The sequence below is a fragment of the Heliobacterium chlorum genome (genome assembly GCF_014502795.1).
GTDB classification, from domain to species: Bacteria; Bacillota; Desulfitobacteriia; order Heliobacteriales; family Heliobacteriaceae; genus Heliobacterium; species Heliobacterium chlorum.
Map to the genome: position 1 here is coordinate 59,268 of NZ_JACVHF010000015.1, position 19,290 is coordinate 78,557.

Sequence of the window (19,290 nt, forward strand, 5' to 3'; positions counted from 1 at the left end):
TGTGTATGATGAAAAAGAAGTTTAAAGGGTATTTCACGGTTTTTCTTTTGGCTTCCAACCGAGTGAAGAAAGGAAGATTGTTTCGCAAGAGACGACCCGTATCTCCCGGTTCAGCCTTTGCTTATTAGCGCCACTATTCACTGATCCTAGCCTTAAATTAGTGACATGACATCGAATGAATTCTAACTGAAAAATAGTACGAAAAAACCGGAGAATTGTTACTCTCCGGTTTTTTCTTGTTGCTTGGGGCTCTCATCTGACTATCATAAAACTGTTTATCTTGTCTTTTTTGGCAGTCATTGGCGTTCATCCAGGGTGGGTTTTTGGCTTTCGAGATGATATATTATACCCACGACATAAGAATTAAATGATTCAGCCCTATCTGACTATCCAAGGAGGATGGTATTTTCATGCCCGTCCCAGAGAAGTCTGCCGACTCAACTCAAACTACTACAGCCTCTTCCCTCAAACGTCCCTGGTGGAGACAGTTGTTTTTCGCCATCGGACTCATTTTTCTTTCGATTTTCCTCGGCTTGGTTGCCGCCGCCGGATACACTACATACTGGTTCATCACTGATGTTCCCCAGTTCAATGTTGATGATTTTGCCTCGCCGACGACATCCTTTGTCTATGATATGAACGGACAGTTGATCTGCGAACTTCACGGGCCCCAACACCGGATACCACTACCTTTAAGCAAAATCTCCAAAAAACTGCAAACAGCTGTTTTAGCTGCGGAAGATGTCCGATTTTATGATCATCCCGGTTTTGATGTTCGAGGGATCATGAGGGCATTGAAAAGCAACTACGATGCCGGTTCGATTCAGGAAGGCGCCTCGACGATCACTCAACAGTTGATTAAAAACGTCTATCTCGGCCCGGAGAAAACGCTAAATCGTAAGTTAAAGGAGATTCATCTCGCCTATCACCTGGAGCGGCAAATCGGGAAGGACCGAGTGCTGGAGTTATACTTAAACCGAATTTATTTCGGGGAAGGGGCTTATGGTGTTGAAGCGGCCGCACGCACCTATTTTGGCAAGTCTGTCAACGACCTGACTGTAGCTGAATGCGCCCTGTTGGCGGGTATACCGAAAAATCCTTCTGCCTTTTCCCCGACCGCTTCCCTGGATGCGGCCGAAGAACGGAGAAATACAGTTATTTCTCAAATGGCTACTTACGGTTTTATAACAACAGAACAAGCGGAACGAGCCCGTAAAGAGCCTATCCGATTAAACCCTAATCCTCCGGAAAAAGATATTCATTACCCCTACCCCTTTTTTATCGATGAAGTGCTGCGGGAAGCTACCCGAATTCACGGGATCTCAGAGGACCAATTGTTCGGCGGCGGTCTTCGTATATATACCACTCTCGATCGAAGAGTACAAAAGCTTGCTGAAGACGCCTTTACCGATCCAAACTTGTTTCCACAAAGCGTAGACGATCGGCTTGTGGAAGGTGCACTGGCTGCTGTCGATCCAATGACAGGGTATGTCAAGGCTTTAGTCGGCGGAAGGACGTACGAGGAGCGTCGAGGCTTTAACCGGGCCACCATGATGCAACGCTCTCCCGGGTCAGCCATAAAACCGTTGGCCGTATATGCTCCAGCTCTAGAACAAGGCTGGTCCCCCAATGCGATGCTTCCCGATGAACAAATCGATTTTCAGGGATACCGTCCGAATAACTATGATGGTGTCTTTCGAGGGCAAGTAACGATGCGCCAAGCGGTGGCTCAATCGATCAACATACCCGCCGTTTGGCTGCTGGATCGTATCGGAGTTCGTTCTGCCTTCGACACACTGCGCATAATGGGGATGCCCATCAGCGAAAAAGACGCGAACTTGTCCCTCGCACTGGGCGGGCTCGATAAAGGTGTGTCACCCTTGGATATGGCTCGTGGCTATGCCGCGTTGGCCAACGGAGGGACAGCCGTAGAGACCCGAACCATTATACAAGTCTACGGACCTTTGGATCGCCCGATGGCCAAAGCGCCCAAAAAGACATCTCTTTTTCAAATGGCGACGGCCAAACAGATGACATCGATGTTGCAGGATGTAGTGCGTTACGGTACTGGTCGAGAGGCTCGCCTAAGCCGTCCCGTAGCCGGAAAAACAGGAACGTCTGAGCTTCCACCGTTACCCATATTTGAGGGCGTAAAAGGAAACCGGGACGCTTGGTTTGTCGGTTACACACCGGAATTGGTGACAGCCGTCTGGATGGGGTACGACAAGACCGATCGCCGACATTATCTAAACCGAGTCTATGGGGGCTCCTATCCCGCTCGTATGTTCCACCTATTCATGGAAGGTGCCTTAGCCGAGATGGAAGTACGGCCGTCGGAACTCTTTACTACAGATTCTGCACCGGTCCCGGCCCCATCAGCAGGAAAATCAGAGGCTGAAGAATCCTCGAGCCCTCCTTCTACGAACTCTCAAACTCAGGAATCAGCTCCATCTCCGCCTCAAGCGGAAACTCAGCCAGGAAACACGGAGCCATCGGGAAGCACGAATGCAATTCCTTCCCCGCCCGCGGAAAAGATGCCCACAAAACCAGACGCCCTATCACCACTGGAAAGGCAAACCCCTCTCACACCGCTTTCCCCGCCAGAAAAAAGAGAATGAAACAAAAAGCCCGGATCTTTCTCGTTTGAGAAAAGGTCCGGGCGAATTATTAAAAAAACTTTACGACGCATCGTATCCCTTTAAGATTCGTAACGCAGCTTCTTTCGTTGAAATGCGATGGTTCATGGCATATCGTTGTAAAATCCGGTGTGCTTCCTCCTCGTTGATTCGCAGCTTTTCAATCAGCTTTCGTTTGGCCTGGTTGACGATCTTCCGTTTTTCTAAGGCTTCTTTAAGTTCGACTACCTCTCGTGCTAAGCGAGCTTCTCGGATATAGTGGGTATGGGCTGTAATCACCGAAGCCAAAAGAGCTTCTTCACGAACAGGCCGAATCAAAGGCTCAAAGAGCCACGTTTCCAACGTTTTTTGAACATGTCCTAACTGGGTATATGGGGTGAGCAAAACAGCAGCCCCCAATTTTTCTTCTTGACACAGTTTAGCCAGTTCCAAGCCGTCCAAGCCGGGCAACTGGAGTTCAATGATCACTACGTCAGGCAATAAGGAGTGAAGGGCGCGAAGAGCAGCCATCCCATCTGAAGCTTCACCAACGACTAAAGCACCGTGCCGGTTGAGGGTTTCCTTCATTTTATCTCTAAGTGGCCCGGCCGGAGTTGCAAGAAAGATGCGTAAACCGTTCAAATGCGCTTCCCTCCCCGGCTAAATAAAAAAGCATTTCCCTACGAGTACCAACGGCACACGAAAAGAAACGCCTTCGTCTCATCAGGACGTCATTGTCCCACAAGTTGAAGTATACCTTGTTAAACCTTTTTCAGCAAGATGTTATTTTTCCTACTGAAATTCGATATTTCTTACGATGTTTATTGCTACATCTATCGTACACCGATGGAAACGTTAGCGATGATAACGCAGGAATCCTCCGCAGGAAATAATCTCGACACCCTGGGCTTCCAGACCATCCATCAGTAAATTAAGCCCCAAGGAATCACAGGCCATATGTCCGGCGATGACCACTCTGAGATGGAACTCTAACGCTTTTTTTCGCTGAGCCTCTGGAAGATGCATACAGACCATAGTACCGACACCAGCTTTGACGAGAGCTTCAATAGACTGTTCAGGTCCTGAAGTTCCTCCATTCATTTTTACGTAGATTCTCCCCGATTTATCCCTATTTTTTCCAGAGATCACTTGGGGGACCATCCCGTAAGTAGCCGCCATATGGAACTCGGGCAAATCGAGAAGAGCGTCTATAACGTCTTGAACTTGACTATTCACACCGAGACGGTCCTCAGAAAGAAACTCTGTAAGATACTTCTGAACCTGGTTGTCTGCCGGAGAATGCACACAAAGAAATGGTATGCCTAATAAGCGCGCTAAGTCTACATTCTTTTGATGGTTGCCCGGTAAGACGGAACGGCGAACCTCATTCATTCGTTCGTTCAGCAGCGATTCGGCTACATTCACCGGCACGCCGGCTGCCGCCAAGAGATCCTCCTGCACTTTCATCACTTGATAAAGTTGAATCAAGCCTCTTCCTTCCGGGTGATGAGCGATAACCAAATCTATCGATTGTCCCTGTTGCCGCCATCGATCAGCGAGAAGCAATTCAGCACCGTCGATATCGATGCCAACGAGGGCTCGACGGATTTCCTGGATTCTTTTTCCATAGAGAAGCTGACTGTCTCCGTATGGATTAGACCATTGACCATCATCAGCGAGTTTGACTGCTTTGTTCTTGCTTACAGTGATCGCTTTCTTTCGTTCTTCTGCGAGGGCTTTTAACTCTTCCCGGGAACGTGGATCCGCCTCGATGCCTTTCTCAATTAGCCAGTCAAAAAGTGCTCCCAGTTGCATATATCCATCGTTCCTTTCCCAAATAAAAAGACCGGTCGATGCCGACCGGTCACCGCATTATTGCGCGTCTTCGCAATGATGTCCAGGTTCAGGGATTTCGCTGCCGCAATTGCAGCAGTTACCGTACTGAGCCACATCGGCACCACAGTAAGAGCACCATTCCATGTCGGACACCCCCCTGGAAAATTGGTAGGTAAATGTCTTCCCTCTATCATTCTATTCGCGAGAGACATAGAAAACCCTTCCGATTTTCAGGGGGTTTGTTAATTTTGTGTATTCTTTTTATCAATTCTGTATATCCCTTTTGCCTTTAACCTCGTAACAAGGCTAGCATATTTTCCATTTCCGATACTTTACGCCGCTCCTCTTCCACGATATGAGCCACACAACTTTCAATCATTCGCAACTGCCGCTCATCAAACATAGCAATCAACCGCTCAAGACGTATTTTCTTATCGTTGATTCGTAGAATATTGACCGAGTCGCCTGACTTTAATGCAGATGTGTTGGCTTCGTCTGTATCGATGTGCAGTTCCGTGTGAGTATTTTCGGAAGAAACTCGGACGACAACATGGTCAAAGACAAGGCTTCTGGGGCCGGGAACGACGACAATGGCATAATCCTTATGGGAAAACCCCAACTCTTCGGCGTCATCCACGGTCATGTGGATGTGGCGCATGGCGATGATTAAGCCCTCTTGAAGATGAACTTCCCCTTTAGGGCCGATAATCCGAATGGCCTCGCTACCTTCAAGATCCCCCGACAGACGTATGGGCGGTTGTAAGCCTAGTTTGACACTATCGGTCGCAGTGACTTCTACTTGACTTTGCGGACGAGTCGGACCGATGATGGCTACCTTATCCAATACTCCTTTTGGCCCGCACAGTTGAACCCGTTCTTCACAGACATACTGAGTAGGTATGGATAATTGGCGCTTCGGCGTAAGGGTGTATCCCTCTCCAAATAAAGCAGCCACATGTTCGTCTGTCAAATGAACATGTCTGGCAGATACTCCTATGGATATGAGCAACAGTATCACTCTCCCATTCAGCCCCACTATTTCTCATTTTATCATAAGGCTGATGGGAGGTTAACTAACCGGACGGATTTTTGAAAAAACTGCAGGGGAAGCGCTGCTTCAGCCCTGCAGTTATTAAAACTCCCTAGAAAATAAATTTACCAGCGTTTGTCGTTTCGACACGTAAGATTTTTTCTTCCCGGCCGTTCTGAGCATTAATATAGACGAGGTAATTCATATTTTCCCGGGTGGCATTGAATTCCCAGCAGAGAATCTCTTGATAGTTGTCTTTAGCCAGCAAGACTAGTTTATCTCCGGTTACAGCCACTTGCGAAGAAACTCGTTTGCGAGCATCGTCACGGCTGATGGTCGGTTGAGAAAGGTTGCGGTTATGATGGAAAGTCAAATAGGCTGTGCCGTCATAGCCGATGACTTCTTTATCGTCCATGGCGACTCGCACTTTTACCTTATCCGGATAAAGACTGACATTTCCTTCTTTCGGAACGACAGTGACAACAGCAATATTTTGGTATTCTTCAACGGTGGTCACTTCAAAGTTGTTAAATCCACGGCGAGCTAGATAGTCTCTAGCTACAGCGGCTGCATCATCGCGGGTGATCGTTGGCGTTCCAACCGGTCTGTCTTTCAGCATATAGATGACGTGACCACCGGTCTTGGAAATGTCCATGTTGATTTTATTTTGGTTGGGATTGTCCTTGGCCACTACAGAAATGCCGTAAGAGGGGATCGCTGCTTTTCCTTCACCGGTCACGTTGATTTGATGGCCTTGTAAGTATGGTTGACCGATCCAGGATTGGGCGATTTGCACGGCTTGTTCTTGGGTGATCTGTCCACTCCCGAGGCCGCGGGGTGTGATTTTAATCTGCTCTGAATATCTCCCGTCATACTCTACCGGAGAGTACTTTTGCAGTTCCGTCTCGACGAATTGAAAATTGGCCAAAACGGGAGGGGCTTGTGTTTCCGTTTCTTGACCAGCGACAGTGAATAAGACCTTATTCCAAAGGCGATCATACCATGCGGTTTGCTGCTTAGATCCTTTTTGTTCCTGCATGCGAGCTTGTCGTTGCAGGTCGACCCAGGTAAGTTTGCGCGTGGTTAACTGTTCACCCATTTTATTCAGTTCATCCCGGAGAAAAGCCGTCTGCTTATGGAGGTCGCGAATCTTGCTTTGTTCCTCTGTCGTCAGAGAAGTATTGGCGTCCACCTTACGCTCCGCTAGATTTTGCGAAAAGTCTCCCACTGTATTCACAAACTGATTTGTCCGCGATAACAGCAGGGTCGCTAGAGGGAGTTGCCCCATATTGGCCGATGCCTGCGTAGCTTGACGAGAGACTTCGGTAAGACCGGTCACCGCTTGGTTCGTTGAGTTCGAGGCCATGAGACGGGACATCTCAAGTTCCATATTGTTTACATTCGTCGATAATTCATTAAAGGATCGCTGGTAATGGTTCTCTGTGGCCATCCGAAACGCTTGGTTTTGTACGTACTGGTTATATCCCAGATATCCAAAAAGTGCCGTGGTCACACCGAGCACTCCAGCTAAGAAACCCAAGCCGTTTCTCGATTTGCGCAGATCGGCCACTTGATCCCGTTGTCTTTCGATCGTCTCATGAGGTTCTTTGAATTCGTGGGTCAAATTCTACACTTCCCTTCCCAAAACGAGTAGCCCAATCGTAATGAGTGTTGAGTTTTACTTTGCAAAATAGTGTTTTCCAATGGTTTTCACGACAGGACGGCTCCAGATCCATTGACTGGTTGCAGTCGCGGGATTCCAATAATAGATGCAACCGCCCGTTGGATCCCACCCGGCGAGAGCATCGCGGGCAGCCTTGACAGCCGAGGCGTCTTCTGGCATTGGTGTCCATATCTGTCCGTCATCGACAGCCGTAAAAGCACCGGGTTGAAAAATAACGCCGTTTACGGAATTGGGAAACGATGGATGCTTAGAACGGTTAAGGATGACAGCACCGACAGCCACTTGGCCTTCATAAGGCTCTCCCCGAGCTTCTCCGTGAATGGCTCGGGCGAGCATCTGCACCTCTCCCTGTCTTGGATGACCGTCCCCTCCTTGCGCTTCAGCGACAGCCGGGGGAAGGACCGTCTTCTCGCTCTCTGTCCAATCATGATGAGTCCATCCATGCCAGCAAATAACCCCGACAGAGAGTGCAAAGAGGATGCCTTTTAGGCGTTTGAGGTATCTCACAAATCTCCCCTCCCTTTATTCCTTTCCGCCCTATTTTTTGCTTTTGTTCACTCCCTATACACAAAACGCAAAAAACCCCGAACCGTATACAGGTCCGGGGTTTTACTCCGACGAGAGGAATTATTCGCTGATGTTGTATTTCGTCAATTTTTGATACAGGCCGGCTCGAGATATGCCCAACATTTGAGCCGCTTGCACCTTATTTCCGTTTGTCTGTGCTAACGACTGCAATATAGCGGCTTTCTCCGTCTGCTCCAATAAGGATTGCAGATTTTGCTGCTGCAAAGAAATGTCGTCGTTTTTTGTGAATTTCTGCAAATAAATGGGTAGGTGACAGACGTCGATCATTTCTCCTTTGACCACATCATAGGTTCGTTCAAACACCGAGGCAAACTCTCGGACGTTACCGGGCCAATGATAGTTGTACAGGACGGTCATCGCTTCCCGGGTGAGTCCTTGTACGTTTACGCCGAATTCCTTGTTGAACTGGTGAACGAAGGCCGATACCAGTTCCGGAATATCTTCTTTTCGATCGCGTAAGGGCGGAATAAAGAGGCTCACCACATTGAGACGGTTGTATAGATCTTCACGGAAAGTTCCTTTTTTAACGAGTTCCTCCAGGTGACGATTCGTTGAGACGATGAGCCGTATATCGACCACACAAGGCCCTTCCGGTCCATCCATGATGGGCAGCTGCCCCTGCAAGATGCGCATCAGCCGGGCTTGAACGGCTGGCGGCATATCGCCGATATCGGTGATGTGCAGCGTTCCGTGATGAGCTAAGCGAATCTTACCGGGAATTCCGCCATCAAAACCGTTCGTGCCGCCAAATATCTCTAGCTCCAACGCTTCCGGTCCAAGTCCACTGCAGCTGATTTGAATAAAAGGCCCTGATTTTCGTTCCGATTCAAGGTGAATAGCGTGAGCAAGAAGCTGTTTGCCTGTACCGCTTTCGCCGCGCAACAGTACCGTAGAATCACTCCGAGCCACCCGCTGGGCCGTTTCTTTCAACATGCGGATCGCGTAGCTTTCTCCGATAATCGCTTCAAGACTGTACCGGGCGCCGCGAAACTTTTGCAGTTCCACCTTATAGTAATTCAACTCGTTTTGCAAGGAATTGATCTTGTTAGCCAACGCGTTTAGCTCATTCACGTTCTTAAACATAACCTTGCCAACGGCACCGACCACTTGTCCATCTTTGACGATGGGAATGCGCATCGCCACAAAATCTCGTTCCCCTGTATGCTGCAGTTCACCTACCTCGGCCTGGCCTGTCTTTAAGACCACATGTAGGCGTGTGTTCTCAATCGCTTCATCGACAGGTTTTCCGAGCAGGTCGGACTCTTCAAAACCGAGGGAATCACAGTAGGCCTTGTTGACCATGGTGATAATCCCTTCATTGTTTACGACCATAATCCCATCGTAAGCGTTCTCCAAGACCGTTTCTAAGGTGCTTTTTAGCTCTTTGACGCGGTTAAGCTCTTCGACGATCGATTCGATCTCTGTGACATCTTGAAAGATCGCCACGGCACCGACCATCCGTTGTTTTCGGATAATCGGAGTCAAGTTGAGGACGAAGGTTCTTTCATTATATGTATACCGAAGGCCAGTCATTGATTGCCCTGTCTGAATGATCTGGCGTAATTTGGACTGCGGGGCCACTTGCTCAATCGGCAGACCCATGGCCTCACGCACATCCTTACCGAAGACCTTGGAAGCCGCTTTATTGAACACCCGGACGATACCTTCGTGATCGGTGGCGATTATCGGGTTATGTAACGCGTTGATGATGGCGACCCAGTTAAACAATTGGCTGACGATCTCTTCACGTTCGGACATTCATCTAACTCCTCGGATTTTTTGTCAATTCTGATGATTCTACATATTGCGTTGTTTTCCTTCTTAGACAGAAAAAAGTTTAGACATAAGCTAAACAATCTTGTCGAAGATTTCGGATGTTGGAATTCTGTCCACGGCCTCCCTCTAGAGGAAGAAAGATCATCATGACACCTTTTGGACAAGGTCGGTATAATGAAAGAGCTCGTACAAAGCCGAATCCCGCTAGGGTACGGAGGAACCGCAGTCGTTCAGACTGTCGCTGTCAGCGTTCTTGTTGACAGCAGGGGTGAATCTTCTCAGGAAGAGGGCCTACCTTTTCGGCCTAACCCGTCAGCTAACTCCGGAGGCTAATGGAAAGGATGGTAAAATGATTCGCAGTTTCTCTCTTCGCCATGGTCTTCTTGCCTTTGCTTTGACCCTTCTGTTCTCGGGTGCCTTTGGTGTCGCTCCCGCCCATGCCTGGCAGTATACGGTGCAGCCTGGAGACAATCTCTATTCCTTGGGACAACGGTTCGGTCTTCCCTGGCAACTTATTCAAGGGGCGAACAATGTTGACCCAAACAACTTGAATTCGGGAAAAGTTCTCGCTATTCCCGATGTATTCACCTACACCGTGCGCCAGGGTGATTCTCTCTTCACCATCGCCAACCGTTTTGGATCAGCTGAATGGGCGATTCAGCAATTGAATGGACTCTCTTCCAGTTCCATCAATGCAGGTCAAATCGTGAAAGTCCCCACGGGCATCAGTCGTCAAGCTAATAAAGGGGTCAATCCCGCTGACGCAGATCTTTTAGCACGGCTGATCGAGGCAGAAGCTTCCGGAGAGCCTTACAAAGGGAAAGTGGCTGTTGGTGCGGTTGTACTCAATCGCATGAAAAGCGGGTTATTCCCAAGAACTATCGCCGGCGTTATCTACGATAAGTGGCAGTTTGAGCCGGTACAAAACGGTACCATCAACGAACCGGCCAGCAGCGATTCTGTGAAAGCCGCCTGGGACGCTTTATCCGGTTGGGATCCGTCGAGCGGTTCGCTCTACTTTTTCAACCCTGGAAAAACGTCCGATTCTTGGATGCGACAACGGTCTATCATCACCACCATCGGCAATCACGTATTCTCTATGTAGAGACGTAAAGCAAAAGGCAAAACCCTCCATCTCGGCTTCTTCTGCCGAGATGGAGGGTTTTTTAAATATATAATATCCGATGTGTCTCTACATCAGTTATGGCAAGCTCCATCAATTGACCAATGAGACCGTAATCGTACTTGAAAAGGTACGGAAAAATATTCAGCACCCTCTCTTGGGGGCCGTACGGCCAGAGATGCTTTTTCACTTTATCAAAATGGTTTCGGCTTTCCTGACAGTGCTGGCGGTGCCTTTGATGAACTTTGTTCTGAAGGAATTGGACCTGACCGAGCACCCGTTCTAAGTTTTCTTCAGCTGCTTTTCCGATAGACCCGTCCCATCGGCCGACCTTTTCCACGACCGGTTCATAGGCGAGCTTTACTTTTGCCTGCAGTTCAGCAAATAAAGCATTGATGCCCAGCTCATCCTGTTCGGCGATGATTCGGTTCAACCTTTCCTCCAATCCTTGTCGGACATCATGGATGGGAATTATATCATATTTTTTTAGCAAACGGTCGATAAATCCTTCCACCAAGGTAGCACTTAAACGAGGAATAATCGGAGGCATCTCCATGTCTATCGCCTCATAGACGGGTTTATAAGACGCGAAATAGGCGATTTCACCCGGTCCGGCTATATAGGCGAGCGTCGGGAGCAGCCGATCCTGCCAGAGCGGCCTTGTCACTACGCTTGGTGAAAAGGATTCTGGGTTATCCTGAATCTGTTGGAATATTTCAGCTGGGGAAAAGACGTCGTCCTTTCCTCGTAGCGAAAATCCTTCCGAAATGCGTTCCATGGCCAACCGTTCTCCGGCGTGATAAAAAAACATATGGGCATCAGTCACCTTTTTTTCCACTTGGGGAACGTAGCCCAAATCTCGAACCCTTTCTACGCCTTTAGTCAGCCCTTCCGATAGGACAACGCTTTTTTTCATGACGCAGGAAAAAAAATCGCGACTTTCCGTCAATGCTTTTAAACCCGGCATCAAGGGATCAAGCATAACGAGTCCGTAGGGACCTAAAAGCCGGTGTAAAACAGCGGCAAAATAACCATTTAAGCTGGTCACCTTGGCAGGGAGGTCTCTCAACAGTGACTGCCACTCTTGTTTGACGGTTGTATCGGCTACATTGGCAAAAAATTCATCGACGGCTGCAAGCAGATCTTCCGGTAGAGGCCGATGGCCTACGGCCTGACGAGCTTCCTCCGGTAATTCGGTCACGGCGACACGAAGGAGTTGCTCCCCCTGAAGGATTTGTACGTGTGACGATTCATCAAAGTCATGATCTTCTGAGGCCACCCAGAAGATGGGGATAACGGGGCGGTTCAATCGTTCTTCCCAATAGCGAGCTTGTGCGATACAGGTGATCGCTTTATAGACTGTATACAAGGGACCGGTAAATAATCCCGCTTGCTGCCCCGTTACCATAGCTAAACTGTTTGTTTCGGCCAGCCGTAAGGCATTCTCGACAGCAGCATTCTTTTCCGGATCTAAACCTACAGCTTGAGATAACTGTTTTTGAAAATCCACCAAGAGTCGTGATACTGGGTGCCGCGGTATGTTCTTGTTTCCATCGAGATGATCGACGCGACGGCCAAAAGAGGTTTCATCATGGAAATCATAGGAGAAAAGGGAGGCCGCCTCTACCTCCCTTTCTACATAGGCTTTTGCAATCCCGGAGAATAAAGTATCACATTTTTCGAAACGCAAAGACATCCCTTCTTTCCTAAGGCTTCACCGAAATCACCGGTTCACCCGCTTCGACATGACCTACCAGGCGAGCATCTGTCACTCCAGCTTGGTGCAAGGCCTGTAAAGCTGGAACGCTCTGCTCTTCTGGGAGAGATACCAGCAGGCCGCCTGAAGTAATCGCATCAGCGAAAACAATTCCCACTTCCGGTGCTAGTGCTTCGGCGAAGCTGACCGACGGACGAACCGTAGTCAGGTTACATTTACTGCCGCCCGGAATAAGACCACGGGCTGCATATTCCCAGGTCTCTTCGATGACTGGTACGGAGCTGGCGACCAAGGTGATCCCGCAATGGGAAGCGCGAGCCATCTCAAGGGCATGACCGAGCAGGCCAAAACCGGTAATGTCCGTGCATCCGCCTACATCAAAGGCAGAAAGGACTTCTGCAGCCCTTTTATTCAACGTAACCATAGCTTCCGTCATTTTTTCAACAGCTTCCAGAGAAGCTTTTTTGTTTTTCAACGCTGTAGATATGATCCCGCTGCCTAGTGGTTTCGTTAAAATCAGCTGCTGTCCTGGTTTGGCGCCTCCGTTGGTCCATACCTTTTGCGGGTGGACGACGCCTGTGACGGAAAGACCGAATTTCGGTTCTTTATCCTGAATCGAGTGGCCGCCTAAAAGAACCGCACCGGCTTCGTGGACCTTGTCAGCACCGCCGCGAAGGATTTCTCCCAGCACAGACATAGGCAATGTACTTGTGGGAAAAGCGACCAAGTTGAGGGCCGTAACCGGTTTTCCACCCATGGCATAAATATCAGATAAGGCATTGGCCGCAGCGATTTGTCCAAAAAGATAAGGATCATCCACGATGGGCGTAAAAAAGTCTACCGTCTGTACCAGAGCCAATTCTGGTGTAAGCTGATACACACCGGCATCATCGCTGTATTCGGTTCCGACAAGTAGATTCGGATCCTGTGGCGGAGGAGGTAAATAGCCCAAAACTTGGGCTAGGTCCGATGGACCGATTTTGGCTGCTCAACCGGCTTTGCTCGACATGGCCGTGAGGCAGATCTGCTCCGTGTTCATGGACTTCCCCCCTTTTCTGATGATTTGAACTTGGAAATTGCTTCGATGATTAGCTTGCCCAGTTCAGCCACATCTTCTGTCGACAGGGTTCGCATATCCAAGCAGAGTGCTTCTTCTTGGATTCGCCCCATGACGGGAATCCTTCCCTGGCGTAAAGATTCGGCAAGAGACTGGGCGCTTCCTTCCTTCGGAGTTAAAACCACAGACCAACTCGGTAGTTCCACTTCGGGCAGCGCACCACCGCCGATCTGCGACGTGGAAGGGTGCAACCTAACAGTGAGTTCTGATTGAGAACGCTGCAGTTCATCAACGAACGTCTGGGCTTGCTGGTGAATCATTTCCGGCTTCCGGTTTATGAACCGAAGTATGGGGATTTTTTCACGGACTTTTTCTGGATCTAAATACAACTGCAAGGTTGCCTCTAAGGCCGCTATGGTCAGCTTGTCCACCCGAAGAGCCCGTGTCAAAGGATGCCTGGCGATTTGATCGATCAGATCAAGACGACCTACGATAAGACCTCCCTGCGGTCCCCCTAAAAGCTTGTCTCCGCTGCAAGTGACCACATCTACCCCAGTGCGTACCACTTGTTGGACCGTCGGTTCGCCAAAGAAATAACCGCTTGCATCCTGTTCCAGCAATAAACCGCTGCCTAAATCTTCGACGACAGGGATGCCTTTTTCTCGTCCTAAGCGGACTAAATCTTCCCGGGCAACCGACTCGGTAAATCCGATAATTCGGTAATTGCTGGGATGAACTTTCAGAAGGATTGCCGTCTCCGGAGTTATCGCTTTTGCGTAATCTGAAATCCTCGTCTTATTGGTAGTGCCGACTTCAACCAGCTGGGCACCGCTTTGTTTCAGCACATCAGGAATGCGGAATCCGCCGCCAATCTCGACCAACTCGCCACGGGATACAATCACCTGCCGGCCCTGAGCCAGTGCACTTAGGACTAAGAGCACGGCAGCGGCATTGTTATTAACGACTAAGCCTGCTTTGGCACCGGTGACCTGGCAGAGCAGTTCTCGCAGATGGTCGTACCGTTTGCCCCGTTTTCCCGTCTCCAGATTCAACTCCAAATTGGAATAGCCGCTCGCTACCTGCTCTACGGCGCTAACGGCTTCCTGAGCCAAGGGTGCTCGGCCCAGATTGGTATGCAATAGAATACCGGTTGCGTTGATGACAGGACGAAGCCGAGGCTGGATATCTTCTGCCAGCATCTGAACAACCTGTTGACAAATCGTCTCAATAGCGAAGTCGGCGAGACACATCTCTTCCTCGTGGGTTGCCGATAAGACTTGTGTCCGTAAGAAGCGACAATGACGTTGTACAACGCCGACAAGGCGATCACGGCCGTATCGACGGTTCGCTTCTAGCAGTTGCGGACAGGAGATGATCAGATGAATCGCCGGGATGCGACGAAGCCAGTCGGCTTTCCACGGTTCAGACATGGACAGGACCTCCCCTACTGGATCTTATCCCAAGATTGCCCACGAGGAATGACTCTCGTTCATTATATCATAGGGAGATCGGGAAGAAAGCACAGCAAAAAACCGGGTATCTACGACCCGGTTTTCGAAATGACTCAGTCAGGGCACTATCCGACTAACTCTACACCGATTTGCCGGGCTAAGTTCCGACCGATAGCGATTTCTTGTTTGTTTTTGCGAATCACGACGGGTCCTGCTGGAATGATTTCTTGGCAAACCACCTCAGCTCCCTCGGAGATACCGAAGCGGATGGCTTGTGCCCGCACCATCTCGTTCGGAATTGAACGAATCACAATATGTTGTCCTTTTTTTACGCGGTCGAGGGAGAGCCTCATGGGAGCAACCTCCTGTGCAAATGATTTGCATTCCCATTGTACCCTAGCCTCGGGAGCATTGGCAATACGAAAAGACCTTCCCCAGAAATGTTATCCGAGGAAGGTCGGCCGTAAAAACCAGGTTTATTGATCTTCTTCCGGGCGAGGCGCTCCAACGGGACAGACATCGGCGCAGGCACCGCAATCAATGCAAACACCCGGGTCAATTTGATACTTTGTGGAACCTTCACTGATTGCATTTACAGGGCACTCAGGCGCACAGGCGCCGCAATTGACACAGTCATCGTTAATTGTGTGAGTCATTCAGGTTCACCTCCAAAGATAATTTATCCAATGTGGTTCCATTCCTATACCGGAAAGGTTAAAACAAAGGAAAAATTACCCGAGAGATGTCGATAACCCTTATTCCATCATTTGATGAATTCGTTTTTCCAGTTCGATAAAATGTTTCATCAGCCCGGCATAATCATTTTCAGCCATTTCCCGTTCGACCATTTTATGCAACAGCATATTCAACTGCAGATAAGCCCGTTCCACCGATTCCCGGGTAACCTGACCCTCGACCACGGGCATGACTGTACAATGTCCCGGTACGACGACCGGTTCAGCCGGAGGAACGGCAGGCTCTTCGCCGGTAAGCACAATTTCATCGAGCCAGCCTGGGGCCTCTGTAGACCAATGAAGCTCCTCGTGAATTTTTTCCGCAAAAGTCTTCATGTATTCCGGTTCGCCGTGGGTAATGAAGACCTTTTTCGGGGGCTTCCGAAAACCCTGCAGCCATTTGAGCAGACCCTTCTGATCGGCATGACCGGAAAAACCGGGAACACTGCGAATTTGGGCCCTTACTGTCACTTCTTCTCCGTGAATGCGGACTCGCTTCTCACCGTCAAGCAAACGACGTCCCAGTGTGCCTTCGGCTTGAAATCCGACGAAAAGAACGGTTGTCTCCTGACGCCAGAGATTGTGTTTGAGGTGATGCTTGATCCGCCCGGCATCGGCCATGCCGGATCCGGCGATGATGATGGCTCTGCCCTTCATCTCGTTCAGGGCCATCGAGTCTTCGGTGCGTCGAGAATAGTGCAGGTTCGGAAGGGAAAAGAACCCGGGAGAGTTATGGAAAAATTCCTTGGCTTCTTCGTCAAAGTAGAACATGTTTTTTGCGAAGACATCGGTGGCAGCGATGGCCAAAGGACTGTCGATGTATATGTCGATATCGGGAACCATTTTTTTATGAAACAACTGGGCCAATTCATAGAGCAAATCCTGGGTCCGTTCAATGGCGAAACAGGGGATGATCAACTTGCCGCCCCGGTCATAGGTTTCTGTGATGACCTCTTTGAGCAAATCGAGGCGGGAGCGGCTGCGATCATGGAAACGGTCGCCGTACGTCGATTCAATGACGATATAATCGGCCTCGTCGATTGGCGTCGGTTCGTTGACGATCGGCAGATTCGTATTCCCCAAGTCGCCGGAAAAGACGACCTTCGCCTCTTTCCCCTCTTCGGTTACCCAAAGTTCCAAGGAGGCAGACCCGAGGATATGACCGGCATCTTGGTATCGAACACGGATTTCCGGCGTCAACTGGACCATTTCCTTGTAGGCGACAGGTCGGAAAAATTTCATCGTTTCTGCCGCTTCTTCGGCTGTATAGATGGGGCGCAGCAAGGGTTTACCGGAACGGGACGCTTTGCGGTTGAGACGAGCCACATCCATCTCTTGAATATGACCGGAATCGGGAAGCATGATGGCACAGAGGTCGATGGTCGGCCCGGTGGCTAAGATTTGTCCCTTGAAACCGAGACAGGCTAGTTTCGGCAAAAGGCCCGAATGGTCTGTATGGGCGTGGGTCAAACAGACGAAATTGATCTCCGCGGGATTGAAGGGAAAGTCACCGTAGTTGCGTTCTTTGATGGCTTTGGAACCTTGGAACAATCCGCAATCGACCAGTAACTTGGTCTTGGCCGTTTCGATCAGGTAGCAGGACCCCGTAACGGTTTGAGCGGCTCCGAGAAAGCGGATTTTCATAGGGCACCTCTCCTTTACGATGCCTGCCGCTTTTGACAGCGTTTTACAAAGGCCTCCATTTTGTCCATTGCTGCTGTCAAGTTGGCCAGGGAAGACGCGTAAGAGACCCGGATGAACCCTTCGCCACTCTGCCCGAAGGCAGTTCCCGGCACGACAGCCACCTTTTCTTCGGCCAGCAGTTTTTCACAAAAAGCGTCACTGCTGAGGCCGGTGACGGAAATGCTGGGGAACGCATAAAAGGCTCCTCGCGGGTTAAAGCATGTCAATCCCATTTCGTTGAATCTTCCCACCACGAAGCGACGGCGCTGATCATATTGATCCACCATACGTTCTTTTTCGGCTTCGCCGTTGCGCAACGCCTCCAAAGCGGCCATTTGTCCCATGATAGGCGCGCAGAGCATGGTGTATTGATGAATTTTCGTCATCTGGGCCACAAATTCCTTGTTTCCACATACATAACCGACACGCCAACCGGTCATCGCATGAGATTTCGAAAAACCGTTGATCAAAATCGTTCGGTCCTTCATACCGGCGATGGACGGGAAGGATACATGACTGCCTTCATACGTTAATTCGGCATAGATCTCATCGGCAAGCACAAGCAGATCGTGTTTTTCGGCAAATTGAGCGATAGCTTCCAGTTCCGGCCGGGTCATGATGGCTCCCGTCGGATTATTCGGATAACAAAGGACGAGCATTTTCGTATTGCCGGTCACTTTTTGTTCCAACGCCTCAACGGTCAGTTGAAAATCATCTTTTACATAGGTGGGAACCCCAACGGGAACCCCTCCGGCCATGGTGACCGTAGGTGCGTATGAGACGTAGCTGGGTTCGGGGACGAGCACTTCTTCGCCGGGACGCAGCATCGCTCGCATGGCGAGGTCAACCGCTTCCGATGCGCCGACAGTGATCAGAATTTCGGAAAGAGGTTCATATTCAACATGGTATCGTTTTGCGGCATATTTGGCGATTTCTTTTCGCAGTTCCGGTGTGCCAAAGTTTGAGGTATACATGGTATAACCGCGTTCTAAGGCGTAAAAGCAAGCTTCCCGGATGTGCCAAGGAGTAATAAAGTCCGGTTCCCCGACTCCCAGGGAGATAACACCTTTTGTATTCGCCACTAAGTCAAAGAAGCGGCGAATGCCGGAAGGGGGCAGATTGACGATCGTGGGATTTAGGTATTCTTCCATCGGCTTTTTCATCATGGGCTCACCTGCAGTCGATAATCTTCTTCTTTTTCGTCATAAATGACGCCATCTTTTTTGTACCGCTTGAGGACGAAGTGGGTCGCCGTCGACTGGACGTGCTCCAGAACCGCTAGTTTCTGGGCAACGAAGAGAGCCACTTCCTTCATCGTCCGCCCCTCGATGACAACAGAGAGGTCGTAACCGCCAGACATGAGAAACACGGAACGGACTTCCGGGTAACGATAAATGCGTTCGGCCACTTGATCAAACCCCACATCGCGCTGGGGAACGACTTTTACGTCAATCATCGCGGTGACCGTATCATCACCGAGCTTCTCCGGGTTGATCAAGGCAGGATATTTGAGAATGATCCGTTCATCTTCCATCTCTTTGATGGCGGATTTGACTGTTTCTACATCTTGACCAAGCATAAGGGCGATCTGTTCATGGCTGATTCGACAATCGTCCTGCAAAATATCAAGCAATTTTTTCTTATCGATTGCGCCCATTGGGCTCACTCCTTAATTCAAAATTAAAAAAGCCTTCATCCCCAAAAGGGACGAAGGCTCTTGCCAACGCGGTACCACCCTAGTTACCGGCAAAAAATCCGGTCAACTCGTATTCCTGATAACGGAGGATTCCGGCTTCCCTACCCCATCCCGTCCCGGAAACAGGAGGTTTCAGGTCGCAGTTCAAGGGTGGCTTCCCTGCTTCTGTCAGCCCGGCTTCCACCAACTCCGGTTCGCTATCTGCACAGGTCTTGCAGGTACTCTTCCCTATCATCACCAAAGTATGTGCACAAATGTAAGGCTATTGTACACTCCTCTGCCTATGAGGTCAAGGACGAA

The 19,290-nt window shown here is 49.7% G+C and carries 15 protein-coding genes, 1 pseudogene, 1 riboswitch and 1 other annotated feature; of the genes and pseudogenes, 2 read left to right on the plus strand and 14 right to left on the minus strand.

The window, feature by feature from the left end; all coding sequences use genetic code 11:
• Positions 1–410: 410 nt before the first annotated feature.
• On the plus strand, positions 411–2,618 hold the full coding sequence (locus tag H1S01_RS13730; protein ID WP_188041005.1) for a transglycosylase domain-containing protein: 2,208 nt from the start codon (positions 411–413) through the stop codon (positions 2,616–2,618).
• 60 nt (positions 2,619–2,678) lie between these two features.
• Here the strand turns inward: H1S01_RS13730 and H1S01_RS13735 are convergent, their stop codons facing one another.
• From H1S01_RS13735 to H1S01_RS13760, 6 genes and pseudogenes are all read right to left on the minus strand, one after another.
• Entirely contained in the window at positions 2,679–3,257 is a 579-nt protein-coding gene (locus H1S01_RS13735) for an ANTAR domain-containing response regulator (RefSeq protein WP_188041006.1), read from the minus strand.
• A 213-nt stretch (positions 3,258–3,470) separates the two neighbouring features.
• Positions 3,471–4,430, minus strand: coding sequence for an NGG1p interacting factor NIF3 (locus tag H1S01_RS13740; protein ID WP_188041007.1), 960 nt, complete (start codon positions 4,428–4,430; stop codon positions 3,471–3,473).
• Positions 4,431–4,740: 310 nt separating this feature from the next.
• Positions 4,741–5,460, minus strand: coding sequence for a phosphate propanoyltransferase (locus tag H1S01_RS13745; protein ID WP_188041008.1), 720 nt, complete (start codon positions 5,458–5,460; stop codon positions 4,741–4,743).
• A 133-nt stretch (positions 5,461–5,593) separates the two neighbouring features.
• The gene (gene ypeB / locus H1S01_RS13750; protein ID WP_188041009.1) at positions 5,594–7,105 is read right to left on the minus strand and encodes a germination protein YpeB; all 1,512 of its coding nucleotides are present in this window, start codon (positions 7,103–7,105) and stop codon (positions 5,594–5,596) included.
• A 54-nt stretch (positions 7,106–7,159) separates the two neighbouring features.
• Positions 7,160–7,504: pseudogene (locus H1S01_RS13755) on the minus strand (cell wall hydrolase); the annotation flags it as partial.
• A gap of 288 nt (positions 7,505–7,792) precedes the next feature.
• Positions 7,793–9,511: a sigma 54-interacting transcriptional regulator gene (locus H1S01_RS13760; RefSeq protein ID WP_188041010.1), complete on the minus strand. Its 1,719-nt coding sequence runs from the start codon at positions 9,509–9,511 to the stop codon at positions 7,793–7,795.
• 200 nt (positions 9,512–9,711) lie between these two features.
• A riboswitch (cyclic di-AMP (ydaO/yuaA leader) is annotated at positions 9,712–9,874 on the plus strand.
• Between the two features lie 4 nt (positions 9,875–9,878).
• Here H1S01_RS13760 and H1S01_RS13765 point away from each other — a divergent pair.
• Positions 9,879–10,634 carry a cell wall hydrolase gene (locus H1S01_RS13765; RefSeq protein WP_188041011.1) on the plus strand — a complete coding sequence of 252 codons (756 nt, stop codon included), beginning with the start codon at positions 9,879–9,881 and terminating at the stop codon, positions 10,632–10,634.
• A 61-nt stretch (positions 10,635–10,695) separates the two neighbouring features.
• Here the strand turns inward: H1S01_RS13765 and bshC are convergent, their stop codons facing one another.
• The 8 genes from bshC to H1S01_RS13805 form a co-directional block, all read right to left on the minus strand.
• A complete protein-coding gene (bshC, locus tag H1S01_RS13770; RefSeq protein WP_188041012.1) occupies positions 10,696–12,342 on the minus strand; it encodes a bacillithiol biosynthesis cysteine-adding enzyme BshC in 1,647 nt (548 codons plus the stop codon).
• Between the two features lie 16 nt (positions 12,343–12,358).
• The gene (gene selD, locus H1S01_RS13775; RefSeq protein ID WP_188041013.1) at positions 12,359–13,408 is read right to left on the minus strand and encodes a selenide, water dikinase SelD; all 1,050 of its coding nucleotides are present in this window, start codon (positions 13,406–13,408) and stop codon (positions 12,359–12,361) included.
• Complete coding sequence (gene selA, locus H1S01_RS13780) at positions 13,405–14,856, minus strand: L-seryl-tRNA(Sec) selenium transferase (RefSeq protein WP_188041014.1); 1,452 nt, start codon at positions 14,854–14,856, stop codon at positions 13,405–13,407. The genes selD and selA overlap by 4 nt, the downstream gene beginning before the upstream one ends.
• A 146-nt stretch (positions 14,857–15,002) precedes the next feature.
• Complete coding sequence (locus tag H1S01_RS13785; protein WP_155477800.1) at positions 15,003–15,230, minus strand: FeoA family protein; 228 nt, start codon at positions 15,228–15,230, stop codon at positions 15,003–15,005.
• A gap of 123 nt (positions 15,231–15,353) precedes the next feature.
• A complete protein-coding gene (locus tag H1S01_RS13790) occupies positions 15,354–15,533 on the minus strand; it encodes a DUF362 domain-containing protein (RefSeq protein WP_188041015.1) in 180 nt (59 codons plus the stop codon).
• 99 nt (positions 15,534–15,632) lie between these two features.
• On the minus strand, positions 15,633–17,255 hold the full coding sequence (locus tag H1S01_RS13795) for an MBL fold metallo-hydrolase RNA specificity domain-containing protein (RefSeq protein WP_188041016.1): 1,623 nt from the start codon (positions 17,253–17,255) through the stop codon (positions 15,633–15,635).
• Positions 17,256–17,269: 14 nt separating this feature from the next.
• Positions 17,270–18,457: an aminotransferase class I/II-fold pyridoxal phosphate-dependent enzyme gene (locus H1S01_RS13800; RefSeq protein WP_188041017.1), complete on the minus strand. Its 1,188-nt coding sequence runs from the start codon at positions 18,455–18,457 to the stop codon at positions 17,270–17,272.
• Positions 18,457–18,951 carry an Lrp/AsnC family transcriptional regulator gene (locus H1S01_RS13805; RefSeq protein WP_188041018.1) on the minus strand — a complete coding sequence of 165 codons (495 nt, stop codon included), beginning with the start codon at positions 18,949–18,951 and terminating at the stop codon, positions 18,457–18,459. Before H1S01_RS13805 ends, H1S01_RS13800 begins: the two co-directional genes overlap by 1 nt.
• Positions 18,952–18,994: 43 nt before the next feature.
• Positions 18,995–19,234: a binding site (T-box leader), on the minus strand.
• Positions 19,235–19,290 lie beyond the last annotated feature (56 nt).